Source organism: Ferrovibrio sp. (assembly GCF_965278975.1).
Taxonomy (GTDB): domain Bacteria; phylum Pseudomonadota; class Alphaproteobacteria; order Ferrovibrionales; family Ferrovibrionaceae; genus Ferrovibrio.
Genome location: NZ_OZ257126.1, coordinates 2450868 through 2463747, shown reverse-complemented (window position 1 = coordinate 2463747; position 12880 = coordinate 2450868). Strand labels below are relative to the sequence as shown.

General features: G+C 56.4%; 5 protein-coding genes. 3 read left to right on the top strand and 2 right to left on the bottom strand.

What is annotated here, in order from left to right:
* Positions 1 to 16: 16 nt before the first annotated feature.
* The 3 genes from ACQY7X_RS11805 (at position 17) to ACQY7X_RS11795 (ending at position 5209) form a co-directional block, all read left to right on the top strand.
* Positions 17 to 1231 (top strand): efflux RND transporter periplasmic adaptor subunit, encoded by a 1215-nt coding sequence (locus ACQY7X_RS11805; RefSeq protein ID WP_341982574.1) that lies wholly within the window; start codon positions 17 to 19, stop codon positions 1229 to 1231.
* Positions 1232 to 1254: 23 nt separating this feature from the next.
* Complete coding sequence (locus tag ACQY7X_RS11800; RefSeq protein WP_341982576.1) at positions 1255 to 4500, top strand: CusA/CzcA family heavy metal efflux RND transporter; 3246 nt, start codon at positions 1255 to 1257, stop codon at positions 4498 to 4500.
* 181 nt (positions 4501 to 4681) lie between these two features.
* On the top strand, positions 4682 to 5209 hold the full coding sequence (locus ACQY7X_RS11795) for a hypothetical protein (protein WP_341982578.1): 528 nt from the start codon (positions 4682 to 4684) through the stop codon (positions 5207 to 5209).
* A gap of 644 nt (positions 5210 to 5853) precedes the next feature.
* On the opposite strand, the gene ACQY7X_RS11790 is transcribed toward ACQY7X_RS11795, so the two are convergent.
* Both ACQY7X_RS11790 and ACQY7X_RS11785 read right to left on the bottom strand, forming a co-directional pair.
* On the bottom strand, positions 5854 to 6687 hold the full coding sequence (locus ACQY7X_RS11790) for a DUF2971 domain-containing protein (RefSeq protein ID WP_428245438.1): 834 nt from the start codon (positions 6685 to 6687) through the stop codon (positions 5854 to 5856).
* A gap of 240 nt (positions 6688 to 6927) precedes the next feature.
* On the bottom strand, positions 6928 to 12546 hold the full coding sequence (locus tag ACQY7X_RS11785) for a DUF3320 domain-containing protein (RefSeq protein ID WP_428245436.1): 5619 nt from the start codon (positions 12544 to 12546) through the stop codon (positions 6928 to 6930).
* Between the last annotated feature and the right edge of the window lie 334 nt (positions 12547 to 12880).

The following is a 12880-nucleotide window of genomic DNA, read 5'->3' as shown; positions in this document are numbered from 1 at the left end:
TTTCTCGGAGAACACCATGCGCAATACCATCATCGCCCTGATCCTGGGCATCGCTCTGGGCATCGGCGGATCGGTCGTAGCCGTGAAGACCGGCCTGATTGGCGGTCATCATGAGGAAGAAGCCGGTGGGCACAGTCACGGCAAGACTGGCGGTGGCCATGGCCATGGTGAAGGCGAGGAAGAAGGCGACCCGCTCAAGCTGACGGCCGAGCAGATCCAGCAGTCCGGCATTACCGTTGCCGAGGCCACCGAGGGTGACCTGGTCCGCACCACGACCTTCCCGGGCACCGTGACGGCCAATCCCGACCGCATGGCGATTGTGGCGGCCAAGGCGTCCGGCGTTGTGATCGACCTGAAAAAGCGTCTGGGTGACACCGTTGCCAAGGGCGAGTTGCTGGCGACCATCGAGAGCCGGGAAATCGCCGAGGTGAAAGGCGAGCTGCTGGCTGCCCAGCGCACCGAAGCGCTGGCCCGTAACACTCACGACCGGGAAAAGAACCTCTGGGAGAAGAAAATCTCTTCCGAGCAGGATTTCCTGACGGCTCGGACTGCCCTGGAAGAAGCCCGCATTCGTGTCGACTTGGCCCGCCAGAAGCTTGCGGCGCTGGGTCTCAACCCGACGGACCTGGCACGCATGAGCGGTAGCGGCTCGGGTTTGCAAATCCTCGAAATCCGCAGCCCGATTGCGGGTCGCGTGGTCGAGCGCCGCGGAGCCATTGGCGCCTCCGTACCCGCCGAGACCGAACTCTTCACCATCGCCGACCTATCGGCTGTCTGGGTCGAGGCCTCGGTGGCTCCCGGCGACCTCGCCTTCGTCAAGGAAGGCGAGGTCGTCAACATCGAAGGCCAGGCAAATCCGGCCAAGGGCAAAGTCGTCTTCGTCAGCCCGGTCATCGATCGTGAGACCCGGCTGGCCAAGGTCCTTGTCGAAATCCCCAATGACGGCGGTAACTGGCGTCCCGGCGACTTTGCTTCCGTGACGGTGAACAGTTCGTCTGAGAAGGCTGGCATCCTGGTGCCCAAGGCCTCCATCCAGCGCATCAAGAAGGATCAGGTCGTATTCGTCCGTACCGATGAAGGCTTCGAGAAGCGCGAAGTTGTTCTCGGCCGAGCTGACGGCCGCCAGGTCGAAATCCGTTTCGGCGTCGATGCCGGTGAATTCGTCGCAGTCGAGAACTCTTTTGTTCTGAAGGCTCAGCTCGAAAAAGCTGAAGCCGAGCACGCTCACTGATTGCTGCAGGCGGAACCAGAACAATGATTGAGCATATTCTTCGCCTGTCGATCCGGCAGAGGTTGGTCGTCCTCATCCTGGTGGTCGGCGTCTGTATCCTGGGCGTTCAGTCCCTGCTGAAACTGCCTATCGATGCCGTACCCGACATCACCAACAACCAGGTGCAAATCAATGCCCTGGCGCCTGCGCTGTCTCCGACGGAAATCGAAAAGCAGGTCACGTACCCCATTGAGAACGCCTTGGCCGGTATTCCTGGCCTGGAAAGCACCCGTTCGCTGTCTCGTAACGGCTTCGCGCAGGTCACGGCCATCTTCTCAGAGAAGACGAACGTCTATTTCGCCCGCCAGCAGGTGAGCGAGAGACTGACCGAGGTGAAGGAGGGACTGCCTGAGGGCGTAGAGCCACGACTTGGCCCGATCACGACTGGCCTAGGTGAAGTCTATATGTGGCTCGTGCGCTACAAAGAGCCGCGCCAGGCCGTGGCCGATGGCCAGCCCGGCTGGCAGAAGAACGGCACCTTCCGCACGCCCGAAGGCGAAGTCCTCGATACCGAGATGAAGCAGGTCACTTATCTGCGCACGGTGCAGGACTGGCTGGTCAAGCCGCAGCTTCGCAGTGTGCAGGGGGTGGCCGGTATCGACTCTATCGGCGGTTACACCAAGGAATTCCATATCCAGCCCAAGCTGGACCGCCTCGTTGCCCAGGGCCTGACGCTCACGGATCTGTCCACTGCCATTCAGCGTAACAACACGGCCATCGGCGCCGGTTTCATGGAGCAGAATGGCGAAGGACTGGTCGTCCGCTCCTATGGCCGTCTGGAAAACATCGACGACATCGGCGCGGTCGTCGTCACCACCCGTGATGGCGTGCCGGTCTATGTTCGTGACGTCGCCGCCATCGACATCGGCCATGAGCTACGCACGGGTTCCGGCAGCTCAGGTGGCAAGGAAGTCGTGGTCGGCACTGCGATGATGCTGATTGGTGGGAACAGCCGCACGGTCGCCGAGAGCGTCGACAAGAAATTGAGCCAGATTAACGCCTCCCTGCCGCCCGGCGTGGAAGCAGCCCCGGTGCTGAACCGCACAAAGCTGGTGGACGCTACGGTCGCCACGGTGGAGAAGAACCTGGCCGAAGGCGCACTGCTGGTCGTCGTGGTGCTTTTCCTGTTCCTCGGCAATATCCGTGCCGCGCTGATTACCGCAGCCGTTATTCCCATCACCATGCTGATGACGGCGACCGGCATGCTCAAAGGGCATATCAGCGCCAACCTGATGAGCCTGGGTGCGCTGGACTTCGGGTTGATTGTCGATGGCGCCGTCATCATTGCTGAGAACTGTCTGCGTCACCTGGCGGACAAGCAACATGAGCTGAAGCGGGTACTGACCCGGCGGGAACGTATGCTGGAGGTGATGGTCGCCTCGAAGGAGATGATTCAGCCGTCTGTCTTCGGCCAGGCCATCATCATCATCGTCTACGTCCCGATGCTTACCTTCACGGGCGTCGAGGGCAAGATGTTCGAGCCCATGGCCCTGACGGTCATCATCGCACTGGCCTGTGCCTTCGTGCTGTCGCTGACCTTTGTCCCGGCCATGATTGCCCTGTTCGTGAGCGGCCCGGTCAAGGAGAAGGAAAGCCGCTTCATGGTGGCCGCCCAGACCCGCTATCGGGCCATCCTTGAGAAGGTGGTTCATATGCCGGGCCGGGTGGGTATCGCCGCAGCCGGGTTGTTTGCGGCGTCCCTGCTGGTCATGACCCAGCTCGGGCAGGAGTTCATTCCGCAACTGGATGAAAAAGATATCGCCATGCATGCGATGCGCATCCCCAGCACGTCGCTGGACCAGTCCTCCAAGATGCAGTTGCTCGTCGAAAAGGCGGTCTCCGGCTTCCCCGAAGTTGTGACCGTATTTGCCAAGACGGGCACTGCCGAAGTGGCTGCTGACCCGATGCCGCCGAACGTCTCGGACACCTTCATCATCCTGAAGCCGCAGAAGGAGTGGCCGAACCCGAGCAAGACCAAGGCAGAACTTGTCGCCGAGATTGAGCGGGCAGTGAAGCAGGTGCCGGGGAACAACTATGAGTTCACCCAGCCGATCCAGATGCGCTTCAACGAGCTCATTGCCGGTGTCCGCTCGGATATCGCGGTGAAGGTCTACGGTGACGATTTTGACACGCTGCTGGAAACAGCCAATGCCGTTGCTTCAGTGATGCGCGGCGTGCCGGGAGCCAGTGACGTCAAGGTCGAGCAGGCTGCCGGTCTGCCGTATCTCGACATCAACCTGAAGAAGCGCGAAATCGCCCGGCGCGGCCTGTCGGTCGCCGATGTGCAGGATGTCATCGCCACCGCCATCGGTGGCAACGAGGTGGGCGTGCTGTTCGAGGGCGACAAGCGCTTCGATATTGTGGTGCGCCTGTCCGATGCCGCCCGCAGCGACCTGGAGGTGCTGCGCAACCTGCCGGTGCCGGTGATTCTACCCAACAGCAACCAGGCGATCACCATCCCGCTGCGGCAGCTTGCCGATATCGCCATCAGCGAGGGGCCGAACCAGATCAGCCGCGAGAACGGCAAGCGGCGCGTGGTGGTGCAGGCCAACGTGCGCGGCCGGGATATCGGCTCGGTGGTGCAGGATGCCCAGGCGCGGATTGCCGCGCAGGTGCAGTTGCCGTCTGGCTACTGGCTGGGCTGGGGCGGGCAATACGAGAATCTACTGGCAGCCCGAGACACCTTGGTCCTGGTGGTGCCGCTGTGCTTCGCCGCCATCTTCTTCCTGTTGTTCATGGCGCTTGGGAGCGTACGGGACTCGCTGATCGTCTACAGCGGCATTCCCTTTGCACTCGTTGGCGGCATCCTGGCGCTGGCTTTACGCGGCATGCCGATATCGGTCTCGGCCATCGTCGGCTTCATCGCGCTCAGCGGGATTGCCGTGCTGAACGGCCTGGTGATGGTAACCCGGTTCCAGCAGGAACTGGCCGAGGGCGTCGAGAAGATCGCCGCAGTCATTGAGGGTGCCGAAGTCCGCCTGCGGCCGGTGCTTATCACGGCACTGGTGGCCTCCCTCGGCTTTGTGCCAATGGCCATTGCCACAGGCACTGGTGCCGAAGTTCAGCGCCCGATTGCCACGGTCGTCATTGGTGGCCTGATCAGTTCCACCATCCTGACCCTGTTGGTCTTACCTGCGCTTTACGCACGATTTGGCGCGGGCCGCCGTCAAATCGATGATGAAGTCGATGAGGTAGATGTCCATGCGCCACACGGACATCCGTCAGAATAGGAGGCATCTATGAATACAACCTCAGCTGTCATGCTTCTCACTGCCGTCATCGGACTGGGCGGGTGCGGTTATACAACGGAGCAATATCAGGAAAGCTTACGCCGGGAATGCAGGGCAAAAGGTCTCACGGAGCAAACGAAGCCATTTGAAGAATGCATTGCCAAGGCACTGCACCAGGATCATGACCGCGAGCCGGGCGCCAAGGGCGTTCGCGGCCCCCGGCATAGGTGGCAAGATGACTTGGATTAACTTGCAGGGCGTTGATCTGATGCGACTGGCTTGGCTGCTTTGCGGCGCGGCGTTGTTCGTTGGCGCGCTGATGTACCGGCCTGCTCATGCACATCAGGACGAGATCGGCACCATCGTTGTGACGCATCCTTATGTCGAGCCTGGCCGCAGTGGCGGGGACGCCATAGCGCGTCTGCGTTTGGAGAACCAGGGCAGCGGCACGCGGCAGTTTCTGGGGCTGCATGCAGAGTTCGCCTCCGGGAGCAGGATCGAAGTTAAGGTTTCTCCTGTCCGTGCGGTCCCAATGGGCTCCTTGCCAATCCGGCCGGGTGAAACCCTCGATCTTGAAGACACTGCTTGGATCAGGCTGATCGGCCTGAGTCGTGACCTGATGTATGGCGAGACTGTGCAGGGCTGTCTAGATTTCGCCGATGGCCGGAAAAAGCTGATCACCTTGACTGTCGGCCAGTTTGAACTGTGACCGACTAAACGATGAGACGGCCATCATCGACGCTGACACACGATGATGGCAGGCGGCAGCGTCCCTTCTGCCGCCACCCGGGAGCGGGGCTTGGAGGGGTCCCGGCTCCGCTCCCACTAAACTCTGTAGGCCTAGGTTTTGCCGGGAGAATGAGAATAGAAAAATGTGGAAGTTGGAAATGCCCCCATCCCCAGATGACCGGCTCTCCCAAGCCCATTTGTCGCCGAAGCAGGCAAGTTGGTAAACGTTCAAGCCATAGAATGGAAAATGAATAATCCCAATGATGTATACTGCTAATCGAGCAATGCGCTTCGCTTCGAAACGCTGAGCCGGCAAACGACAGAAGTTATCTTTCCTCTCGGACCTCGCATTGCATGGGAATAATGACTGCGATGCTTCAGCATTGAGAAATCTTAGGCTGGTAGAAAATCGGCATAATCACGAGCCGATTTGTTCAGCCACCAAATCTCTATTTGCTTCCCCATGCTCTATTTCCCCGCCTGCTCACAAACCGCATAGAGTAAATTATCGCCGATTTGCCCTCAGGACTGAGTACATTTTGCACACTTTCTACTAAATAGATTCAAACTCACTAGAAAGATCAGCTTTGACCATAGTCAATAGGTAGGACCAAATAGGGATTTTTATTCTATACGGACACGGCCGCGGTGTATTTGAGCACGAACCACCTTAACGTCAGTATTTTCTGATCTCACCAGATCTATAATCTCGGAAGCCTCATTTGGCTTTATATGCCAACCTAAAATAACGCGCTTGATGTGCTTCTTGGGCACTTGGTGAATGTGCAAAACCTTGCCATTCACCACTTTTTCGCGGCACTCGTCGAATGGCCGAATAATCCGAACCTCATCTTCATAACTCCAATCCTTAAACTTTGATAAGAATATGGCGTCATGGGTCTTTGGTACATAGGTGACGCCATATTCTTCGCGATCATACCGGACATCTGCGAGTTGGTTCAGCACTCCTGTTTTATCGCCTTTGAAAATTTGGTCTAAGTCACAAAACTCGACAACCAGACCTTTCGCTTGCTCAGCATAGTGAGCCCACATTGGCAATGAGTCGTAACGTCGCGTGAGGCACAGGAGGCCTACTTTCGAGGCAATTGTCGCTGTTGCCGCGCAATGCCTACGCTCCATTTCATCAATATTTTCATAGATTTTTATATTTCGGATTGTAGCAGTTGCCTGCTCTTTCGAGCTAGGCATTCCAATCACCATATGATCCGGCGCGAGCCTTGTAAGCACGGCCGCCTGCTGGGCCAGGTAGATCATATCCTCGTCACTAAACCCGACGTCTCGCATATGCTTAAGCGACGCAACAAAGTCTTCCCGTAACATATCGGGAATCAGCTCAGACGGATCGTTGAGCTCCGGAATGGGCGTAAATTTCAGCTGTCCTTGAAGAATGTATCTCACGTCATTTGGGTGCTTTATGTATTTGTAAAGCGTACTCATGCTGTGTCTCCAATAGATTTTCCTTGATTCATCCTTCACGCCTTGCCGTTGCTTGTGCGAAAGTCGATACTCGCCTCCCCTTTCCACCACCTCAATTCACTCAGTAGATTTTTCTCGCTTCGTACTCAGTGGCCATTTTCTGCCTACATATCGCTACGCTCACATTGCAAACAACATCTCATTATTTCCAAGGGCGGAGTGACGTCGAATCGGAAACAGTCACATCAACACCGATGACAATCAGCTTTGAGATGGAATTCGCAGCAATCCACTCTGCCGAACGAGATGACCATCCTGTTCAGCTGCAGCAATCACTCCGACGATGACTTGTTTGAGTTGGGCGCTGGTCGCCTTGAAGCCGAAAAGTCGAGATGTGCCGATAATAGCTTCTTCTTCCGTCGCCCCTAGGTGAGCGGCGACAAAAGTAATAACCGCCTTCTGAATTTCCGCTGGCGGCAGTATCTCGGGCTTGCGGAGAGTTAGGGACAGGGCGTCACCTCTGTCCCTAACTCTGATTTCTGCCCCCGGGATAGAGTAGAATTCTCCATCTTTAGACAGACGGCCTGACTTTACGGCGATATCGACACCTCGCGCGATAGCCTGTCGAATACGATTACCCGCGCGCAGCAATCCCCAATGTTCGCGAAGCCGGATCACCATTTCATCTAGGTGGATAGGGCCTTCCGCAGTGACGATCTGCGTCACCAGTTCTTCCATCATTCCCGACGGCACATCATGCAGTTCAAGATGGGTCGGCGCAGTAAGTATAGCTTGGATATACGGAACCGCCAGAGAAGCACCGTTCTCATCGATAGCGGCGCCGACATGCTGCAATCCGATTTCGGTGACATGCTCTCGTTCTACAGTCACGATTTCAATCGGAACGGCTCTGGCGTTTTGGTGGGCTGCGCCTTCACGAGCGCTCAATTCCTCCTTGGCGGCTTCAATAGCAGCGATGGCCTTTGCCAATTGCTGCTGCGGCCTATTGAACCAATCAGTGCTCCAGATGCGATGAATGATCCAGCCATGGTCCTCCAGCACCGATTGGCGCAGGCGGTCGCGATCGCGGGCGGAGCGCGAGCTATGATACGCGGCACCATCACACTCTATGCCTAAGACATAGCGACCCGGCCGGTCAAAATCGGCCACCGCGAGATCAATGAAAAATCCAGCCAACCCAACCTGTGCATGGACATTGTAACCGTTAGCTTTCAGGGCATTGGCCACTTGTTCCTCGAACACACTGTCATGTTCTCGGTCGGTTTTGTGACCGAGGCTGAGATTACCGGTACGCGCGAAATGTAAGAATAGCTTGAAGGAAAAGACTCCCTTGCCCTTCGCGCGCTCCAAGTCGATGTCATCATCAGTAATAGAGGAGAATACCTCGCAGCGTCTTTTAGCTCTACTTATCAATACATTCAGTCGGCGCTCACCGCCGTCCCGGTTCAGAGGGCCGAAACTCATACTCATATAACCCTGGGCGTTCTTGCCGTAGCCGACGGAAATGAAGATCACGTCGCGTTCGTCGCCTTGAACGTTCTCCAGGTTTTTAATGAAGAAAGGTTCAGCGGGATGGGCCGAGAAATAATGCTCGGTGTCAGGGTTCAAACGCCGCAGCCTTTCTACCTCGTCCAGAACCGCCCGCCTCTGCTTTGTGGAGAAGGTTGCGACACCTAATGACAGGTCGGGGTGGCTGCGGGCATGCTGTATAATTGCTTTGGCGACTTCTTTTGCCTCTTCGATATTGGTGGATGTGCCCCCGCTGTCATAGGTAGCATGGGGCAAATAATGAAATCGCAAGCCCATGCCTGCTTCCGCAGTGTATGGGCTGGGCACAATGTAGAGCTTGTTTTCGTAGAACTCGCGATTCGAGATCGCGATTAAAGACTGATGCCGACTGCGGTAGTGCCAGCGCAACATCCGCTGCGGCAAACCTTTGGATACGCAGAGACCAAGAATGCTCTCGACATCGGCAACCTTGGTTGTCGTTTCATCCTCGTCTTCATCCGCTCCAGCCAACATCTTGTCAAAAAAGCGGGTCGGCGGAAGCTGCTTATCGTCGCCAACAACGACGATTTGCCGGCAGCGGGCAATGGCGCCAATAGCGTCCACGGGCTGTATCTGCGAGGCCTCGTCAACGACAAGTATGTCGAAGGTAAGGCTACCTGGTTCCAGGAACTGCGCCACGGATAGCGGACTCATCATGAAGACTGGCTTCAGCGCCTGGATGGCAGGGCCAGCTCTTTTCATGAGTTGGCGAATTGGCATGTGATTACGGCGTTTGACAATCTCGCCTTTCAGTGCACCGATTGGACCAGCCCCACCCTCCTGCCGGGGGATGCGCTGGTGATGGACAGCTGCCACTTCCCGGCGCGCCAAATGGATACGCTTTTGATCCAGGCGGCCGAACTCTTCGGCCATTCGGGTGTGGCCATCACCATCGAATCGAGCCAGTTCAGGATCGTCCTGAACCATCCAATTGAACAACGCTTCATAATACGACATCTCGAACTCAGGGAGCACAGACCGTGCATTCAGGCGGTCATCCTCAAGTCTATTAACAAGATCGGCCAGCCCGGCCTCACGGGCCAATCTGGCCTTCGCAGCATAGGCCGTCCATTTGCTGAGATCCTCGGCATGGTCGATCCAAAGTCCGATCTGGCTGACAACAGCATCCACCTTGATGCGGGACACGTCCTCGGTTCCGAAAGCTGTTTTTCGATCCAGAGAGAGATATCGGAATTCCTGGTCAGCATTCCCCACCAATGTGGGTACCATTCCGGAAAGATCCTCGGCCAGAACACCAATATGAGCCTGGTCGACACTCCGCCCAATGGCCTTGTGAATGACCAGTGCCTGCAGGTCCGATCCATTGCCTTTAGCCCATTCGACTATCTTACGCAGATGTGTCCAATCCGAGTTTTCACCTTTCCAGCAGGTGCCAAACACCTTTTGACCCAAAAGTGGCCCTTCAGGTTCTACCGCCACTTCAAGCTTTGCGGCCTCACCCCGCAGTTCCTTCAACCGCTCCAATACATAGCGTTGCCCCTCTAAGGAATGTGGCGCTTTGGCGAAAATGCGAGCCAAGGTTTCTGCGGCATGATCCAAGTTACCTAGATCCTTGCCCAATACCGCCAGGTCAATATCATCAAGGGCTTCGACGGGGAACGCCGCTGGTGCCAACTGCTGCAACCTAACGATCAACTCGCCCACGCTCGACTTCAGTTCGACGACTGCACGCTCCACGGGACGCGCAAGGCTCAAAATCACATGTGCTTTTGTGGTGGCAACAACTCTTCTGATTTCGGCGGATAGATCGCTCAGCCCATTGCCTTGCGACCATGTGACAATCTTTTCAAGCGCCAGCCAGTCCGAGCGTTCTCGGCGCCATAGCGACCCGAAGGCCTTCCGCCCCAGGTCGTCATCCGCTGCGAGACGAGCCAGAGTTTTTTGATTGGCTATTAACTTGTCCAACTGCTTAAGTTGTTCACTAATCTGCATCGGTGTGGCTGTCGCCAATACGGAATTCACAAGCATCTTTGCTCGTTTGAAATTCCCGTTCAGGAACCGGAGGAAACTTGTGGCATGGGTGGCCAAGTGCTGCCGAGCCGCCTTCATATCGGTATCCCAGGCGGTCGCTGTGAAGATATCGTCAAGCTCCCGTCTCTGGTCACTATAAGCGCGGCCCGCTTCCACCAGGTCGGCGATATCCGCTACTCGATTCCTCCAAACATCGTTTAGCATGGCTTCCGTATCGAACGGAGGAGCCGCCGCCACACGCTCGACAATCTGCAACAAAGAGTACGCAGAGGCCAATGTCATCGGATACTGCAATTCTAGAGCAGCTTTCAGTCCATTCAGATGCTCTATGAAAATCGCTATTGCGGTTCTCGCTACTGCGTAGGCAGGCTCTCGCGCGATCAACCAACCAGTACGGTATCTATTGAGAATCGCATCAGCCGCAGCGAAATCCTGATCGCGCGCTATATCCGTAATGGTCATTGCCAGTTCGGCTAGCAGCGCGCTGACTTTTTCCCCACTGCCCACCAATGATACCAGATGCGTTTGCTGCGCGATCCACACCTCGTCCGTTATAGCGGTTGGGTCAACCGCTGGAGCTGCTGCGACCCGCCGGGCTTGCGTGACGATATTTTCAACTTCTGCCAAGCAGTCTGGCCCAGTGGTCTCCAGCAGATCACATAACTGCCCGCTCGTCGTTTCGAATCGCTTATAGCCCGCCTGAAGATCGCGCAACCGAACCACCATCCGCTCTACATCCATGGGCGTAATGGCTGGAATACGGGCGTGGCGCCAGGGATGTAGGGAGGGCGGGCCGATATCTTCGATACGTCCCGCCAAATCCCTCAACTGCAGCTCCCGCTCCTGACGCTCGGGACGGGACCAAGTTTCCGGTTTGACAAGCGTTGCCTTTGCCGGCCCATCGTTGGTCTGTCGGAGACGCACCAGATGACCGATAACCTGATACGGACTGAGCCCACATGGCTGCTGCTGCCGATGCAACCGCGATACATGTTCATTCAGCTTGTCACGGTTCTGACGTAGCTGTCGAATCAGCGCGCCATCTTCCGCGCCGCTGGGTTTACCTAAATCCCACGTCCGCCGCAGTTCTTCCAGCAGAAAGCGTTTATTGGCCTTGTTGCTATGGAGTTCAAGGCAAATGTCGCCAATGCCATTGGCATCGAGACGGCGCTTGACCACCTCCAATGCCGCCATCTTCTCGGCTACAAACAGCACCGTCTTGCCGTCATAAACAGCGGACGCGATGACATTTGCGATTGTCTGGGACTTTCCCGTGCCTGGTGGTCCCTGGATGACCATGTCGCGTCCCCGGCGAACCTCATGCACAGCCAGCGTCTGCGAACTGTCGGCATCAACGACATGAACCAAATTCTCGGGATCGATGTGGGGGTCGACCGGTTCGTCCTCCCCGATCAAGCCTTCGCCAGGCTTGAAGCCTTGCCCTAACAGGCCAGACACTATCGGGCTGTCGGCAATGCCAAGCCCGGCCGGCCAAATGTCCAACTCCAGGTCACGGTACATGAGAAACTTGGCGAAGGAGAAGAGGCCAAGGACAGTATCGTTCTCCAATACCGACCAACGCGGCTGGCCCGAAATAGAAGCGGCAACCCTTTCGAGATAGGTGGATGGATCGAATGCCTCGTCGCCCTCTGTGAATTGCGGCAGTTCTAGCCCAAACTGCCGCTTCATCAGAGCACCCAGCGACAGATTGGCGGCCGGCTCTTCCTGGAGCCAACGCAATTTGAATCGCTCTCCCGCTGAACCTCGATCAAGGGCAACAGGCAACAAGATCAATGGGGCAAAACGCTCCTTGTCTGATTTCTCGTCTTCGAACCATTTCAACATGCCAAGCGCCAGATACAGGATGTTAACACCCTGTTCTTCTTGGAGGGTCTTGGCATCTAGGTAGAGGTCCAGCAGGCGTTTTTGCAGTCCCTCTGAAGTTAGCCGTGTCTGCAGCTTCGTATCACCATGCCGCGAAGCTACACCACGAGCATCGACGGCCTCATCCTCAGGCTGCGCCAGTTCGGAAATCTCGTCGATTTCATCATCCTCACCGGTTGTCGCGGCACCGGCGGCTTTGCGCCCCGGGAGAAAGGTGAGGGCTTTGCCATCGTTCACCAGCAGCCGGAAGATTTCTGAACTCAATTCATCAATAATTTCAATCTGCTTGGCTTTTGTACCGCGCGGCGTGCTGATCAATCTATTGCGCGTGGAAAGATCCAGAAGCTCTGTGCGGGCACGCTCTAGCTTTTCCTTAAGAGCAGAGGTTTCCGCCCCATTTACGCCTGTAGGGATATTTGCAACCACATCCAACATTCTTCCACCCTGGCGATTAAGCAGGCAGGCATACAGCCATTGGTATTGTAACCTTAATCAAATACGACCAATGCAGTAAAGACGAAATGGCTGTATTCTGTTATACATGTTCTCGGCCTGATAGGATGTCATACGGAGCGACTGAACTTACCCACCATTGCCCAAGGCAGCTTCGCCACTTCGGCACCGCAGCACTGCTTGGCCATCAGCTCCTGCCCCAAGCTGCCCTAAGCCATATATGTCATATAGTTAATGTAAATTAGCTTTGTGAACCCCAGCGTCAAAAAGACCTACAGCGGATCACCTGTACTACCACCCTACCCATGTCTGCTTA

Coding starts and splice junctions, on each gene's coding strand:
- ACQY7X_RS11805 (WP_341982574.1), top strand. CDS start 17: ATGCGCAATACCATCATCGCCCTGATCCTGGGCATCGCTCTGGGCATC.
- ACQY7X_RS11795 (WP_341982578.1), top strand. CDS start 4,682: ATGACCGCGAGCCGGGCGCCAAGGGCGTTCGCGGCCCCCGGCATAGGT.
- ACQY7X_RS11785 (WP_428245436.1), bottom strand. CDS start 12,546: ATGTTGGATGTGGTTGCAAATATCCCTACAGGCGTAAATGGGGCGGAA.
- ACQY7X_RS11800 (WP_341982576.1), top strand. CDS start 1,255: ATGATTGAGCATATTCTTCGCCTGTCGATCCGGCAGAGGTTGGTCGTC.
- ACQY7X_RS11790 (WP_428245438.1), bottom strand. CDS start 6,687: ATGAGTACGCTTTACAAATACATAAAGCACCCAAATGACGTGAGATAC.